Origin of the sequence: Nostoc sp. DedQUE09 (assembly GCF_034530915.1) — a bacterium.
GTDB lineage: Bacteria > Cyanobacteriota > Cyanobacteriia > Cyanobacteriales > Nostocaceae > Nostoc.
Genome location: NZ_JAVRCE010000003.1, coordinates 75,272 through 89,322, shown reverse-complemented (window position 1 = coordinate 89,322; position 14,051 = coordinate 75,272). Strand labels below are relative to the sequence as shown.

Annotated in this window: 9 protein-coding genes, 29 tRNA genes and 1 pseudogene; 35 read left to right on the top strand and 4 right to left on the bottom strand. The window is 44.9% G+C overall.

The annotated features are described in order from the left end of the window. Positions 1–11: 11 nt before the first annotated feature. Together RMY27_RS02765 and RMY27_RS02760 are read right to left on the bottom strand one after the other, a co-directional pair. A pseudogene (locus RMY27_RS02765) lies at positions 12–934 on the bottom strand (polysaccharide deacetylase family protein). 200 nt (positions 935–1,134) lie between these two features. After that, positions 1,135–1,257, bottom strand: coding sequence for a hypothetical protein (locus tag RMY27_RS02760; RefSeq protein ID WP_322660210.1), 123 nt, complete (start codon positions 1,255–1,257; stop codon positions 1,135–1,137). A gap of 177 nt (positions 1,258–1,434) precedes the next feature. Here RMY27_RS02760 and RMY27_RS02755 point away from each other — a divergent pair. The 28 genes from RMY27_RS02755 to RMY27_RS02620 all read left to right on the top strand — a co-directional run bounded on the left by RMY27_RS02755 (position 1,435) and on the right by RMY27_RS02620 (position 4,288). Next, positions 1,435–1,508, top strand: a tRNA-Asp gene (locus RMY27_RS02755). Positions 1,509–1,512: 4 nt separating this feature from the next. Further along, positions 1,513–1,589, top strand: a tRNA-Glu gene (locus RMY27_RS02750). Positions 1,590–1,592: 3 nt separating this feature from the next. Beyond that, positions 1,593–1,665 (top strand) — tRNA-Cys (locus tag RMY27_RS02745). A gap of 7 nt (positions 1,666–1,672) precedes the next feature. Next, positions 1,673–1,746: transfer RNA gene (locus tag RMY27_RS02740), tRNA-Ile, on the top strand. Positions 1,747–1,749: 3 nt separating this feature from the next. Then, a tRNA-Trp gene (locus tag RMY27_RS02735) sits at positions 1,750–1,821 on the top strand. A gap of 65 nt (positions 1,822–1,886) precedes the next feature. Beyond that, positions 1,887–1,957, top strand: a tRNA-Glu gene (locus RMY27_RS02730). A gap of 7 nt (positions 1,958–1,964) precedes the next feature. Next, positions 1,965–2,047, top strand: a tRNA-Tyr gene (locus RMY27_RS02725). A gap of 4 nt (positions 2,048–2,051) precedes the next feature. Continuing rightward, positions 2,052–2,141: transfer RNA gene (locus RMY27_RS02720), tRNA-Ser, on the top strand. 4 nt (positions 2,142–2,145) lie between these two features. Continuing rightward, positions 2,146–2,220 (top strand) — tRNA-Arg (locus RMY27_RS02715). An 81-nt stretch (positions 2,221–2,301) separates the two neighbouring features. Continuing rightward, positions 2,302–2,376 (top strand) — tRNA-Phe (locus RMY27_RS02710). Positions 2,377–2,382: 6 nt separating this feature from the next. Then, positions 2,383–2,457: transfer RNA gene (locus RMY27_RS02705), tRNA-Asn, on the top strand. 5 nt (positions 2,458–2,462) lie between these two features. Beyond that, positions 2,463–2,535 (top strand) — tRNA-Gln (locus tag RMY27_RS02700). Positions 2,536–2,538: 3 nt separating this feature from the next. Further along, positions 2,539–2,614: transfer RNA gene (locus RMY27_RS02695), tRNA-Gln, on the top strand. 6 nt (positions 2,615–2,620) lie between these two features. Then, positions 2,621–2,698, top strand: a tRNA-Leu gene (locus RMY27_RS02690). A gap of 6 nt (positions 2,699–2,704) precedes the next feature. Beyond that, positions 2,705–2,782 (top strand) — tRNA-Leu (locus RMY27_RS02685). A 1-nt stretch (position 2,783) separates the two neighbouring features. Further along, a tRNA-Pro gene (locus RMY27_RS02680) sits at positions 2,784–2,856 on the top strand. Between the two features lie 3 nt (positions 2,857–2,859). Continuing rightward, a tRNA-Leu gene (locus tag RMY27_RS02675) sits at positions 2,860–2,933 on the top strand. Between the two features lie 4 nt (positions 2,934–2,937). Then, positions 2,938–3,014, top strand: a tRNA-Leu gene (locus RMY27_RS02670). A gap of 6 nt (positions 3,015–3,020) precedes the next feature. Beyond that, a tRNA-Pro gene (locus tag RMY27_RS02665) sits at positions 3,021–3,093 on the top strand. A 4-nt stretch (positions 3,094–3,097) separates the two neighbouring features. After that, positions 3,098–3,170, top strand: a tRNA-Leu gene (locus tag RMY27_RS02660). Between the two features lie 124 nt (positions 3,171–3,294). Continuing rightward, a tRNA-Met gene (locus RMY27_RS02655) sits at positions 3,295–3,371 on the top strand. A 7-nt stretch (positions 3,372–3,378) separates the two neighbouring features. Then, positions 3,379–3,451, top strand: a tRNA-Thr gene (locus RMY27_RS02650). 178 nt (positions 3,452–3,629) lie between these two features. Beyond that, a tRNA-Val gene (locus RMY27_RS02645) sits at positions 3,630–3,705 on the top strand. 6 nt (positions 3,706–3,711) lie between these two features. Further along, positions 3,712–3,785: transfer RNA gene (locus tag RMY27_RS02640), tRNA-Arg, on the top strand. A gap of 52 nt (positions 3,786–3,837) precedes the next feature. After that, positions 3,838–3,911: transfer RNA gene (locus RMY27_RS02635), tRNA-Ala, on the top strand. A gap of 6 nt (positions 3,912–3,917) precedes the next feature. After that, a tRNA-His gene (locus RMY27_RS02630) sits at positions 3,918–3,991 on the top strand. Positions 3,992–3,998: 7 nt separating this feature from the next. Further along, positions 3,999–4,081: transfer RNA gene (locus tag RMY27_RS02625), tRNA-OTHER, on the top strand. Between the two features lie 136 nt (positions 4,082–4,217). Further along, positions 4,218–4,288 (top strand) — tRNA-Lys (locus tag RMY27_RS02620). A 94-nt stretch (positions 4,289–4,382) separates the two neighbouring features. On the opposite strand, the gene RMY27_RS02615 is transcribed toward RMY27_RS02620, so the two are convergent. Then, a complete protein-coding gene (locus RMY27_RS02615; protein ID WP_322660208.1) occupies positions 4,383–5,471 on the bottom strand; it encodes a glycoside hydrolase family 3 protein in 1,089 nt (362 codons plus the stop codon). Positions 5,472–5,916: 445 nt separating this feature from the next. Between RMY27_RS02615 and pds the strand changes: the two genes are divergently transcribed. From pds to RMY27_RS02595, 4 genes are all read left to right on the top strand, one after another. Then, positions 5,917–7,356 (top strand): 15-cis-phytoene desaturase, encoded by a 1,440-nt coding sequence (gene pds, locus RMY27_RS02610; RefSeq protein ID WP_322660206.1) that lies wholly within the window; start codon positions 5,917–5,919, stop codon positions 7,354–7,356. Next, positions 7,340–8,272: a 15-cis-phytoene synthase CrtB gene (gene crtB, locus RMY27_RS02605; RefSeq protein WP_322660204.1), complete on the top strand. Its 933-nt coding sequence runs from the start codon at positions 7,340–7,342 to the stop codon at positions 8,270–8,272. The genes pds and crtB overlap by 17 nt, the downstream gene beginning before the upstream one ends. Before the next feature lie 119 nt (positions 8,273–8,391). Continuing rightward, positions 8,392–8,483 (top strand) — tRNA-Ser (locus RMY27_RS02600). 192 nt (positions 8,484–8,675) lie between these two features. After that, positions 8,676–9,998, top strand: coding sequence for an ABC transporter substrate-binding protein (locus RMY27_RS02595; protein ID WP_322660202.1), 1,323 nt, complete (start codon positions 8,676–8,678; stop codon positions 9,996–9,998). 77 nt (positions 9,999–10,075) lie between these two features. Here RMY27_RS02595 and RMY27_RS02590 read toward each other — a convergent pair whose 3' ends face one another. Further along, positions 10,076–10,897: a hypothetical protein gene (locus RMY27_RS02590; RefSeq protein ID WP_322660200.1), complete on the bottom strand. Its 822-nt coding sequence runs from the start codon at positions 10,895–10,897 to the stop codon at positions 10,076–10,078. A 545-nt stretch (positions 10,898–11,442) separates the two neighbouring features. Here RMY27_RS02590 and RMY27_RS02585 point away from each other — a divergent pair. The 3 genes from RMY27_RS02585 to RMY27_RS02575 all read left to right on the top strand — a co-directional run bounded on the left by RMY27_RS02585 (position 11,443) and on the right by RMY27_RS02575 (position 14,022). Next, a complete protein-coding gene (locus RMY27_RS02585; protein ID WP_099102821.1) occupies positions 11,443–11,760 on the top strand; it encodes a hypothetical protein in 318 nt (105 codons plus the stop codon). Positions 11,761–11,974: 214 nt separating this feature from the next. Continuing rightward, the gene (locus RMY27_RS02580) at positions 11,975–13,702 is read left to right on the top strand and encodes a succinate dehydrogenase/fumarate reductase flavoprotein subunit (RefSeq protein ID WP_322660198.1); all 1,728 of its coding nucleotides are present in this window, start codon (positions 11,975–11,977) and stop codon (positions 13,700–13,702) included. 134 nt (positions 13,703–13,836) lie between these two features. Then, positions 13,837–14,022, top strand: coding sequence for a DDE transposase family protein (locus tag RMY27_RS02575; protein ID WP_322660196.1), 186 nt, complete (start codon positions 13,837–13,839; stop codon positions 14,020–14,022). Positions 14,023–14,051: the final 29 nt, after the last annotated feature.

The window sequence follows — 14,051 nt, the reverse complement described above, 5'->3', positions numbered from 1 at the left end:
TTTCTCACCCTTTATTGCGTCATTTTTAATAGTTCAGGAATTGTCACAAATCGGTAGCCTTGCTGTTTGAGTCCGGTGATGATTTGTGGCAAAGCTTCTACAGTTCTGTGGCGTAGACGCATTAGCGAAGCGGTAGCGACGTTCGCGTAGCGTCTCGCAGAGAAGGAGCGTCAGCGGCTTGTCGCTAGACATCGCCACCACCATCATGCATTAAAACAATAAAACCAGGTTTTGCGCCTTTCAGGACATTATTTACAAATGCCTGCGGTTTGGCGTGAGGATCGGTATCAGCGGAAGTTAGCGACCACATAATTACAGCATCTTTCTGGCTTTTGGCGTAAGCGGCTAGTCCGTTGTTTAAAAAGCCTCCAGGAGGACGAAATAGAGAAGTTTTGACTCCTGTAGTTTTGTATATCAAATCGGTTGTGCGATCGATTTCACTTTTAGCTGTGGCTTCATCCATTCGCCGATACCAATGATGCCAAGTATGGTTGCCAATGGCGTGTCCCTCAGCTACTTCACGCTTGGCTAAGTCTGGATTTGCTTGTAAAGCTTGTCCTACCCAAAAGAATGTTGCTTTAACATCATTTTGCTTCAAGATATCCAGCATTTCTAGGGTTGTTTTTGACCAGGGCCCATCATCAATGCTGAGAGCAATAACCTTTTCGTTGTTGCTGAGTTGCACCCTATAAACTGTTTTTCCCTGAAATTTAGCTGGGACTGTAAAAGTAGGGTTTTCTACTTTGGCTGATGGCGGTACCTGGGAATTAATTTGGCCTTTTGCTGGATCTTGAAGTGCAGTATGGATTTTGCTTAGTGGCTGGTTCAACCCCGATTGTGGGGAGATACCTGGAACACTACTACAAGCTGTAATACAAGAGGCGATCGCGACAAAACTAATTATCTGTTGTTGCTTGAAGGAGTTGTCTGTCACGTCAGGCTTTTAAAAACTCAACCAAGCATAACTGTAGTTTTACTTTTCAGAGTGGTTAATTAAGTTCAAACCTAAGCGTAGAAGCTTTTATAGACAATTTCAAAAGTTTTTTCTAAAACCTCTTGACACCTCTTGTAGTATTTTGTAGTATATTTGTAGTGAGGCGAAAGACAAAGCTTCTCAAGGGTCAAAGTTATGTTCTACATCCAACTAAAGGACAGGCGTTGGAATAAACCAAAGTCCTCAGTCAATAAAGCTGTTTCTACTTGCAAACCATCGGCAGTAGAAGCAAGAAACGAAAAAAGTTCTAAGTTTGCACTCATCAAAACCACTGAATACATCCGTAGTACACAACAGGCTTGCTACCTAGAATTTCGGTTGTTTTCCTAACAGTTAAAAGTCAATTATCTGAACCTTGAAAACTAAATAAGAAATGGGCAAGTTCACCAATAAAATCTGTGCCTAAAAACCTCAAAGTTTAAGCACAGATTCTCAAAAATCGGGGTGTAGCTCAACTGGCTAGAGCGTTCCGTTGTCTGCGGAAATGTTGCGGGTTCAAGTCCCGTCACCCTGGTTGCAGTCCTGTAGGCGAATAGTTTAAGCCGTCAGTTTCTCAAGCTGAAGATTGCGAGTGCGAATCTCGTCAGGACTCCCAAATGGCTGAGTAGCCAAGTGGTCGAAGGCATCGGTCTGCAAAACCGACATCGTGAGTTCAAATCTCACCTCAGCCTTTGGTGCCGCAGTGTAGCTTAACGTAAAGCCCCCGGCTCATAACCGGGTCGATGCGGGTTCAAGTCCCGCCACTGCTACCAAATGCAGGGATGGTGTAACGGTAACACCTCGTGACTCCAAATCCGATGTTCTAGGTTCAAATCCTAGTCCCTGCGTCAGACAATTTTAGATTTTTTAGATTAATAAATTTAATCCAAAATCTAAAATTCGGTAAATTATGCCCTCGTGGACAAATGGTTAAGTCAGTGTTCTTTCAAAGCACAGATGCGAGTTCAATTCTCGTCGAGGGAATGATTATGGGTCGGTGGCCGAGTCTGGTTGAAGGCAACAGTCTGTAAAACTGTTCTTATTTGCACGCAGGTTCAAATCCTGCTCGACCCACTGTGGAGAGGTGGCTGAGTGGCTCAAAGCGTCCTCCTGCTAAGAGGAAACGGGTAGTTAATATCCGTCGCAGGTTCAAATCCTGTTCTCTCCGTTTTGAGAGTGTGGTGTAACTGGATAACATCTCAGTCTACGAAACTGAAGACGTGAGGGTTCAAATCCCTCCACTCTCGTTACATGGGAGAGATGATGGAGTGGCTGATTCGAGTTGAATTAAACCAGTCCAATGGGTAAAACCTATCTCTCCTTCTTATCCCTCGGTAGCTCAGTTGGTAGTTAGCGCCTGTCTGAAGAACAGGAGGTCGTCGGTTCGATTCCGACCTGGGGGGCTTCGTTGCCTCATAGCTCAATGGTAGAGCAAGCGGCTGTTAACCGCGCGGTTGTAGGTTCGAGTCCTACTGAGGCAGCCATTCATTGCCGGGTGGACGAATTGGTAAGTCGCATCGCTCTGAACGATGAGGTTGCAGGTTCAAACCCTGCCCTGGCAATAAAGCCCTGTGGTGTAATTGGCAACATAGCGCCCTTTGAAGGCGAAGATTCCAGGTTCGAGTCCTGGTGGGGCTGCCAAACTCTGCTCTTGTAGCCCAACTGGAAGAGGCTGCCGTCTCAAAAACGGTATAGTTGTGGGTTCGATTCCCACCAAGAGTACCAAAATTTGCTCCTGTAGCCCAATTGGAAGAGGTGGCAGACTTAAAATCTGTTTCGTTGTGGGTTCGACTCCCACCAGGAGTACCAACGGGATGTAATTCAGTGGCCAGAAGCCATGCTTTGGGAGCATGGAGTCGCAGGTTCAAATCCTGCCATCCCGATATGCCTCTGTGACGGAACTGGCATACGTGCTGGAATCAGAGTCCAGATTTTGCAGGTTCAAATCCTGTCAGGGGCACTAAGCTCTCGTGGCGGAACGGAAGACGCACTAGACCGAGGATCTAGTTTTTTGCAGGTTCAAATCCTGTCGAGAGTACCAAAATATCTGGGTGTAGCGCAGTTGGGAGCGCGGGAGTTTCGGGAACTCCAGGTCGTAGGTTCGATCCCTACCACTCAGATTTTGCCCTTGTAGCCCAACGGAAGAGGCGCTTCGCTTAGAACGAAGAGGTTGCTGGTTCAAATCCAGTCAGGGGTATTGACTTCTTGCAAAAATTCTTTTGCAAGAGGGGGAAAGGTAAAAGGTAAAAGGTATCTTATTACTCCTTTCTCCTTTACCCCTTACCCTTTTCCCACTTCTGCAAGAAGTCTATTGGTGAATATGCGGGGATAGAGCAACGGTGGCTCGTCAGGCTCATAACCTGAACATCGGCAGGTTCGACTCCTGCCCCCGTCACCAAAACAGTGCTGGTGTAGCTCAATTGGCAGAGCAACTGACTTGTAATCAGTAGGTTGCAGGTTCAATTCCTGTTACCAGCTTGATGCGGGTGTGATGTAACGGCAGCATGAGACGTTTCCATCGTCTTCGTGCGAGTACCCTGCGGGAAGCAAGCTACAAATCTCGCCGTCCGCTCGAACTTGCGGGTGTGATGTAATCGGTAGCATCTGAGTGCGCCATACTCAGCGCGTGGGTTCAAGTTCCTCCACTCGCTTGCGTAGTCCTGTAGCTTCAACGGTAGAGCAAGTGCCTTACAAGCAAGAGGTTGCAGGTTCAAATCCTGCCAGGACTACCAAATCTTGGGAGTGTAGCTCAATGGAATAGAGCTTCGAGCTTCTACCTCGAAAGTTGTGGGTTCAAGTCCTACCACTCCCGCTTGAAAATGTCTTTGATTTTGAATTTTGAATTTTGAATTTTGAATTTTTATGGGGTCATAGCTCAAATGGCTAGAGCGCCTGCCTTGCAAGCAGGAGGTTATGGGTTCAATTCCCATTGATTCCACTGATGGTGTCTGAAGCCAAAGTGGTTGAGGCGCTGGTTTGTGGAACCAGTCATAGCGGGTTCAAGCCCCGTCAGGCACCCCTGAATGGAAGATGCCGCTGAATGGACGGCAACTGGTCTTGAAAACCAGGGTATGGGCAACTGTAGGGGTTCGATTCCTCCATCTTCCACCTATCCACCTGGAGCCGAGAAGCGAGGCGCTGTGCTGATAACACAGAAATAGGAGGGGCAGTACCTCCCTGGTGGATTTATATCTAATGTTGGTATTACAAATCGCACTTGCTCATTTCTTTTTCAAATTAACTAGGGTGGTTGGCATACCGGCTGTGCAGCGGGCTTTTAACCCGCAGAAATAGGTTCGACCCCTATACCACCCACTAAACAATTAAAAATTAAAAATTAAGAATTAAAAATTGCAATCTTAGTTAGTCTGTTGGCAATTGCTAATATGCTACTTGAATGCGTTTTGGGTTATGAATAGCAACTAGCGATCGCTAGTTGAGCATGTTGCAATAATACATCTTTATCCAAAGTATGTACGGGATATTGCGGTGTTACTGCCAGTAGTTTCTCAATTCTTTCTCTGGCTGCTTCTACGACTGCTTCATCTAAACTACCGTTACTGAGGGAATCAGCAAAATCTTCAGCAATCCGATAAGTTCTTTCTATAGATGATGAATTAATATTACGCGACACAATAAACAGATCGCAGCCTGCATTAAATGATCGGGCCACAGTACCAGCTTTCATAAACATATCTGAGATCGCTTTCATATCCAAATCATCAGATACAACTACTCCTTCAAAGCCAAGTTCCTCTCTAAGTATGGTTTTGAGGATAGCCTGAGAAAGCGTTCCTGGCACATCAGGATCTATCTTGGGAAATAAGATATGGACAGTCATAATCAAAGGAATCTGTACTTCGATTAAAGCCTTGAAGGGTATAAGTTCTCGAGGTTGCAGGTCTTCTAGAGTTAAATTCAGTATTGGTAGCTCAATGTGAGAGTCCTTGCTGGTGTCTCCATGTCCGGGAAAGTGTTTGGCACATCCCAAAATTCCGGAATCTCGAAGTCCAAGGTAATAGTCACGCGCACCTTGAGTGGCAGTTTCGGGAGTGTTACCAAAGGCGCGAGGCCCAATCACCGGGTTGTGGGGATGGGAAAAAATATCTGCTACAGGTGCCCAAGATAAATTGATTCCCAGTGATTTGAGTTCTACTGCTGTGGCTTTTGCTACTTCATAAGCATGCGATCGCAGCAATAAGGCGTGAGGAAAGCGGGTAATTGGCGGTGGTGTACGAATTACACGACCTCCTTCATGATCGAGAGTCATGAACATAGAATCACGTTCAGTATATTCTCGTATCTGCCTGTTTAAATCCTTGAAGCTTTCCAGCCAAACTTGATATGGGGTGCCATCCAAAAAGTTCTTAGCAAAAAAGATCGCCCCAATCGGTTTCAATTCATTGAGTGCGCGTTTATCGTCATCACTTAATGTAGTGCCAGAAATACCTAAAATTAAGTGATGTCCAAAGCGCTTTAGCTCCTGCGATACAACCATAATCTTTTACCTATAAGTTGTGCGGTAAACAACTGGGTTGTTCAACCTAGAGGACATAGACTTTTATCCTACACCCTTATAGGGAGAGGAAAGTTTTCAAAGTAGTCTTTGAGCAATACCCCAGATATTTTCTCATACCAAATACACAAATTAGCAAAGAAATCAACTACTTGAAGACAACTTTTAAAAATAGCTATTTTCAGTCAAAGGAAATACTTTTGTTTCTCGAAATCACTTGCATGTAAATATAGATAAAGTGCGCACCGCAAAGCTATTGCCAATAACATTATTGGCAATTTGCTTGGGCAGGTGTGTGTAGGTAAAATTCCCTTTAGCAAAAGTTTTTTGGGGAAGCGATCGCACAATAACTGCCAAATGTAACGGATTGCAACGTATAATGAGAACGATAAAACGGTTAAGAAATATTGAAGAGCAGTAGGGTTACATGCGAGTAGCGATCGCGGGAGCGGGACTAGCAGGACTTTCCTGCGCGAAATATCTTACAGACGCAGGTCACACACCCATTGTCTTGGAACGTCGAGACGTTCTAGGCGGTAAAGTGGCCGCATGGAAAGATGCTGATGGAGACTGGTACGAAACAGGTCTGCACATCTTTTTTGGCGCATATCCCAATATGTTGCAGTTATTCAAAGAACTCGATATTGAAGATCGATTGCAGTGGAAAGAACACACAATGATCTTCAACCAGCCGGATGCACCAGGTACTTACAGTCGCTTTGATTTCCCAGATTTGCCAGCACCAATTAATGGTATAGTGGCAATTCTGCGAAACAACGATATGCTGACATGGCCAGAAAAAATCCGCTTTGGCATCGGGTTATTGCCGGCCATGATTCAGGGGCAAAAGTACGTTGAAGAAATGGACAAATATTCCTGGACAGATTGGCTGCGTAAACACAAAATTCCAGAACGGGTCAATAAAGAAGTTTTTATTGCCATGGCCAAGTCGCTGAATTTCATCGGGCCAGATGAAATTTCAGCAACCATTCTTTTAACTGCCCTCAATCGTTTCCTCCAAGAAAAAAAAGGCTCGAAAATGGCCTTTCTGGATGGCTCGCCAACAGAACGATTGTGTCAACCTCTAGTGGATTACATCACCGAACGCGGTGGAGAAGTCCGTTTGAATGCCCCTTTAAAAGAGATTTTGCTAAACGCCGATGGTAGCGTCAAAGGTTACTTGATGCGGGGGTTGAATGGAGACGAAGATGAAGTTTTCACGGCGGATTTGTATGTATCTGCCATGCCGGTTGACCCTCTGAAGGTGATTTTGCCAGCACCTTGGAAAGAAATGGAGTTTTTCCAAAAATTAGACGGGTTAGAAGGCGTGCCTGTGATTAACGTGCATTTGTGGTTCGATCGTAAACTTACGCAAATTGATCACTTGCTATTCTCGCGATCGCCCCTCCTAAGCGTTTATGCTGATATGAGCAATACCTGCCGTGAATACGCCAACCCCGATCGCTCGATGCTGGAATTAGTTCTAGCCCCGGCAAAAGATTGGATTGCCAAATCCGATGAGGAGATTGTGGCTGCAACTATTGCCGAGTTAGAAAAACTCTTCCCCGACCACTTTGGGGGAGACAATCCAGCAACATTGCTGAAATCTCATGTGGTGAAAACGCCCCGTTCAGTTTACAAAGCGACCCCTGGTCGTCAACAGTACCGTCCTTCGCAAACAACCCCCATTAGTAACTTCTATCTCTCAGGGGATTACACCATGCAACGCTACTTAGCCAGTATGGAAGGTGCCGTACTTTCTGGTAAGCTGACAGCGCAGGCGATTTCTGAGGCCCTCCCGGTAGCAAATTCCTCAAACCTGCAAACGCTCACCCGACCGCCCGCAACGAATGCTGCAACTGCCTGATTCCCCGCCGCGTATGAAAACGCTGGTCTCTGTAGACGAGTCATACAAACTTTGTCGGCATCTCACAGCAAAGTATGCCAAGACTTTTTACCTGGGTACTTTGCTGATGAGTCCGGTAAAACGTCAATCTATTTGGTCAATTTATGCTTGGTGTCGCCGTACAGATGAATTGGTGGATGGCCCCGCATCTGCTATTACCACGCCAGAAACCCTAGACCTATGGGAACAGCAGCTGGAATCGATTTTTGCGGGGCGTCCATTAGAAAATTACGATGTAGCTTTAGTTGATACCCTCCAGCGCTTTCCAATGGACATTCAACCATTTCGGGATATGATTGCCGGTCAGCGCATGGACTTATATCGCAGTCGTTATGAAACCTTTGAGGATTTATACCTCTACTGTTACCGCGTTGCTGGCACTGTTGGCTTGATGTCAACATCAGTTATGGGTGTGGATAACACCATATATGCAGCACCGTGGCAACAGAACAAACAACCTTATGTTCCCATAGAAGAAGCGATCGCTCTCGGAATTGCCAATCAACTCACTAACATCTTGCGGGATGTGGGAGAAGATGCTAAACGAGGAAGGATCTACATTCCCCTGGAAGACCTGGCAAAATTCAACTATACCGAGCAAGACTTCTTCAAAGGTGTGGTAGACGATCGTTGGCGGGCATTGATGCGCTTTCAAATTGACCGCGCCCGCCAATTTTACACCACATCCGATCAGGGAATTACTTATCTAGCATCCGATGCCCGTTGGCCTGTGTGGGCAGCATCAATGCTGTACGGTCAAATTCTAGAGGCGATTGAACGCAACGATTATGATGTATTCAGTCAGCGAGCTTTCGTTCCCCAGTGGAAAAAGTTACGCACCTTGCCTATAGCTTGGATGCGATCGCAAGTCCTTTAAAAAATTAGTCATTTGTCCCTAGTCCTTAGTCATCAGTGTTTTATAAATAACTAATGACCAATGACAAATGACTATTGACTCTTACTGGCAAGTCTGGTAACATTGATATTCGTGAGTCAGGAGAGGTGGCTGAGTGGTCGAAAGCGGCAGATTGCTAATCTGTTGTACGGCAGGCAACTCCGTACCGAGGGTTCGAATCCCTCCCTCTCCGTTTTTCAGGTTTTGATACACAGAGTATATTGTGTGTACAAAAAGTAATACTAATATCAGCGTCAATATTTCTACTCCTAAAGATGGATGATATGATTTATCCTTTGGAGTCTTGATAAGATCCAGCTAAGTTACAAATCTAGTTTGGATCTTATTTTTAGGCTCCTAAATATCTGAGGAGTAAAAGTAATTTATGAGAAAAATTAGCGCCGCCTTAAGTTTAAGTATAGCTACCCTCGCGGCTGGGTTTCTACTTGGGGCTTGTAGTGATAGCAGTACCCCCAACGGCACAGCTAACAACGCAAATACCGCCACCCCAGCGGCAAACTCAACTACTACAAGCAGTACTAAAGGGCTAAAAATTGGTTCCTTGCTACCAACGACAGGCGACTTGGCCTCCGTTGGACAGCAAATGCTAGGTTCCGTCCCTTTACTGGTCGATACGGTCAACGCTTGCGGTGGGGTGAATGGCGAATCAGTTACCTTGGTGCAAGTAGATGACCAAACCGACCCGAAAGCTGGAGCTGCCGGTATGACCAAACTAGCAACTTTAGATAAAGTAGCAGGTGTAGTTGGCTCCTTTGCCAGTAGCGTTTCTAGTGCGGCAGTCTCCATTGCCACGCCGAATAAAGTTATGCTGGTTTCTCCTGGTAGTACCAGTCCCGTCTTTACCGACAAGGCTCAAAAAGGCGACTATAAAGGCTTTTGGGCACGTACAGCTCCTCCCGATACCTACCAAGCACTAGCTTTAGCCCAACTTGCCAGAAAAAAAGGTTTCAAGCGAGTTTCAACAGTCGTAATTAATAATGACTATGGCGTAGGGTTTGAAAAAGCATTCGTGCAAACTTTTGAAAAATTGGGTGGAACTATAGTTAATAAAGATAAACCTGTCCGTTACGACCCGAAAGCCCAGACATTTGATACAGAAGCGGCTGCTGCTTTTGCTGGTAAGCCAGATGCAGTTCTGGCTGTACTCTATGCAGAAACTGGTAGTCTGTTCTTGAAAGCCGCCTATCAGCAAGGTGTGGCGAAGGGAGTACAGATTCTGCTGACAGATGGGGTAAAATCACCGACTTTTCCCGAACAAGTTGGCAAGGGCGATGATGGTAAATATATTTTAACTGGAGCGATCGGTACAGTACCGGGTTCCGATGGTAAAGCATTAGAAGCTTTCAACAAGCTGTGGAAAGATAAAAAGGGTGGTGCGCCAGGGGAATACGCTCCTCAAGCCTGGGATGCAGCTGCTTTATTAACATTGGCGGCGCAAGCTGCTAAGGAAAATACAGGCGTAGGCATAGCCAGCAAAATTCGGGAAGTTGCTGATGGGCCTGGCACAGAAGTTACTGATGTCTGCGAGGGACTGAAGTTACTTAAAGATGGTAAAAAGATTAACTACCAAGGAGCCAGCGGCAACGTAGATGTTGATGCTAATGGCGATGTCGTTGGTGTCTATGATGTTTGGACAGTAGGAGACGATGGCACAATCAAGGTGATTGACAAAGTTACCCCTAAGTAGAAACTTAGGAGTTAGGAGTTAGGAGTGATGAGTTATGAATTTAATCTTAATAACTCCTAATTCCTAACTCCTAATTCTTAAAGTCCACTGAAGTTATAACCAACTCCTAATAACAAGCCCACATCAGTTTGATCGAAGAATCCAGCATTTATAGCAGCCGTTGCCGTAAATTGAGAAGTTAGAGGCACATCAATGCCACCAGACACCAAAAAGGCAAACTGCGAATCATCACCAGTTTTGTAAGCTGCACCTACTCCGACGTAAGGTGCGATCGCTAATGGTTCGCTAAAAGCATCTGCTGATTTGAAGGTAAAATCGTAGGTGATCGGAAGTAGAACTGTGGTGCTGTCCCCAAATATGGCTGAGGGTCGCACTGATATAGAATTTGTCAGTCCGATTTTGCTGACTACTGCAAAGTTACCGTCGCCCAAAGATGTATCACCACCACTCAAACCAATGTTAGCAGCGACGCCAAGATAGCTACTACCACCACTAGTAGTTCTACCTAAATCAATATCCGATTGCGCCACTTTGGGAGCAGATGGTTGAGCAGAAGTTTGAGAAGTCGGTTGTACAGGTTCAGAGGTGAGCGTTGCAGATGAGGTCGCCACTGTGCCTGGAACGGGTATGGGTATTACACTGGCGTTTTTTTGTATCGCAGCGTTAGGCGATTGCTTTACCTTAGTTAAATTTGTGACTGTAAAAGTTTCAACTGTTTCTGTAGAGAGGTTTTGGCTAAACTCTTTGGGAGACGCTACGGTTGCGGAAGGTTCGGTTAATGGCTGATTGCTCAACTTGTCTACTGTCTGGGCGCTTGCAGATAAACCGCTACTCAGGAATGCAAGAGCAGCGATACTTGGCAACCAAAAAACACCTTTACGAAGAAAAATAGTATTCACGTTCACTCCTAAAACAATGTTGCCACGAAAAATAAAGATTTTTGTTGATTTAAGCCAACAAATTCGGGCAATATTCAAAATTTAACATCAAAAAATCGGTTTTTGCATTCTAGCTTTACTTGATTTCTTTAGTTAATATTTACTAGCAAAAAATTAAATTTTATAGTAATCCTGAATCACTTGCGAGAAACAAGATACCCAACAACTTTTACAAAATCGGGGATTTGTGGGTGGCAATTTTCACAAATTAAATAGAATTGATATATTTATTTGAAATATCCTGAATTTGATAGATGACAAATAGTCTCTTTGTTTAAAATCAAGATAGTGTTTGTTAAGAAGGCGATGCCTACGGCGGGCTGCGCCAACGCGATTGCCATCTATTCCATAAACGAAAGAAGTTTGTTAGCAATAACTGCCTTATCGCCAAAGGCAGCTAGATTGTGAAGTGATATTACAAAGCTTGCAAAAATATTTAGAAATTGCCTACAAGGCAAACATAGTTCTAACGTAGAACCTATTAGGAGAGACTTGAGGCAAATGTGATGAGCGAAAATAATATTCAAAAGTACCGCTTTGTCTGTACCCTGACTTTCGGTGATATCTACGGTCAAATAATTGTTTGGTTGATTACAATTACCCTAAGTTTGGCATCAGCCTTGGCGTTGATGGGTGCCAAGCGGCCCGTGTACGCTTTAGCAACAGCGGGTCTCGTTGTTCTGCTATCGCTACCTTTCTTGTTGTTCGCGTTTGTCACTACCTTGTTAAATCATATTGAAGTCAGTCCTGTAGGGCCAGGGACTAAAATGGAACCCATACCAGGTAATGTCTCTCAGCAACAACCTGTACAAGCAACTAGCTAAAGAGTTAGGAGTTATGAATTATGAGTTATGAGTCACTCCATCTGTGCCATAACTCTTTGTTTTTAACTTTTTACTCCTAATTTCAAAATTTGTTACAACCTCCCTGTATAGAAGCAGGGAATTTTTTAGTAAAAATGCTACTGTCACAACCCACTAGCTTATTAATCACGTCTCTACAATAGAACAGCAGTGGTTTGCAATCAGGGGGCTAATTATGCTGGAACACGATGTGATTATTGTCGGGGGTGGATTGGCGGGATGTCGCGCTGCTGTAGAAATTGCCCGCACTGACCCCAATTTAAATATTGCTGTGGTTGCCAAAACCCATCCAATTCGTTCTCACTCGGTTGCAGCTCAAGGTGGTATGGCTGCATCGCTGAAAAATGTTGATTCCGAAGATAGTTGGGAAGCACACGCCTTTGATACTGTCAAGGGTTCTGATTACTTGGCAGACCAAGATGCTGTAGCGATTCTCGCCCAAGAAGCGCCAGATGTGGTAATTGACTTAGAACATCTCGGCGTTTTGTTCTCTCGCTTACCCGATGGGCGCATTGCCCAAAGAGCTTTTGGCGGACATTCTCACAACCGCACTTGTTACGCTGCTGACAAAACCGGTCACGCGATTTTGCACGAATTGGTTAACAATTTGCGGCGTTATGGGGTGCAAGTTTATGAAGAGTGGTACGTGATGCGTCTCATTTTAGAAGAAAATGAGGCGAAGGGTGTGGTCATGTTCCATCTTTTGGATGGACATATCGAGGTGGTGCGGGCTAAGGCGGTGATGTTTGCCACTGGGGGCTATGGTCGCGTTTATAACACTACCTCTAATGATTACGCTTCTTCGGGTGATGGTTTGGCAATGACTGCGATCGCAGGTTTGCCCCTCGAAGATATGGAATTTGTCCAGTTTCATCCCACTGGCTTATATCCGGTAGGGGTGCTGATTTCGGAAGCGGTACGGGGTGAAGGGGCGTATCTGATTAATAGTGAAGGCGATCGCTTTATGGCGAACTATGCACCCAGTCGCATGGAACTAGCTCCTCGTGATATTACCTCACGAGCGATCGCTTACGAAATTCGCGCCGGACGTGGTATTCATCTCAATGGAAGTGCTGGCGGCCCCTTTGTCTATCTGGATCTGCGCCATCTGGGCAAAGAAAAAATTATGAGTCGCGTTCCCTTTTGCTGGGAAGAAGCCCATCGTTTGGTAGGCGTTGACGCAGTAACTCAACCGATGCCAGTCCGCCCGACAATTCATTATTGTATGGGTGGTATCCCAGTTAACACCGATGGTCAAGTTCGCAGTAGTGGCGATGGTTTAGTTGATGCTTTCTTTGCTGCGGGTGAAACATCTTGTGTTTCTGTACATGGTGCAAATCGTTTGGGGAGTAATTCACTACTGGAATGCGTAGTTTATGGTAAAAGAACTGGAGCTGCGATCGCCAAATTTGTGCAAAAACGTAAGTTACCCTCTGTAGATGAGCAACGGTATCTAACAGAAGCCCAGCAACAAATTCAAGCTTTGCTAGAACAACCGGGACAATACCGTATTAACCAAGTCCGTGAAGCTTTTCAGGATTGTATGACTGAGTACTGCGGTGTTTTTCGCACTGAGGCATTAATGACTGAAGGTTTGCAGAAACTAGAAGAAATACAACAAAAATACCCACAAATTTATTTAGATGACAAAGGTAGTTGCTGGAATACAGAACTTGTGGAAGCTTTAGAATTACGAAGTTTGATGGTAGTAGGGCAGACTATTTTGGCATCAGCCCTAAATCGCCAAGAAAGTCGTGGCGCTCATTTCCGCGAAGATTATTCCCAGCGAGATGATACGAACTTTCTCAAACACACAATGGCTTACTATTCACCAGCCGGAATTGACATTCAATATCGACCGGTGGCAATTACTATGTTTGAGCCAAAAGAGCGGAAGTATTAGCCAATAGTGAATTAATGTGAGAAATCGAGGGGACTATCAAAATTTAGTCTACCTCGATTAATAACAGTAAGTGCGAAGATATTTTCTGTATGCCGTAAAATTCTGACTATAAAAACAAGATTTTTATTTAAAATATGAGCAACTCACAAACTTGGTATATTGTCAAGCGCTCTGCTGGAAACTGTGAAATTATCCCTAGCGACCAAGTTGGCGACGATAATTTAGAAATTATAGAACAGTGGGGGCCTTTTAGTTCGCAAGAAGAAGCGATCGCTCGACGTGTCGGACTTATTAGGGCTGGAAAGTGCCAACCAGTTTAAGTTAGTAGTTAGAAGTTGACAGTGACGAA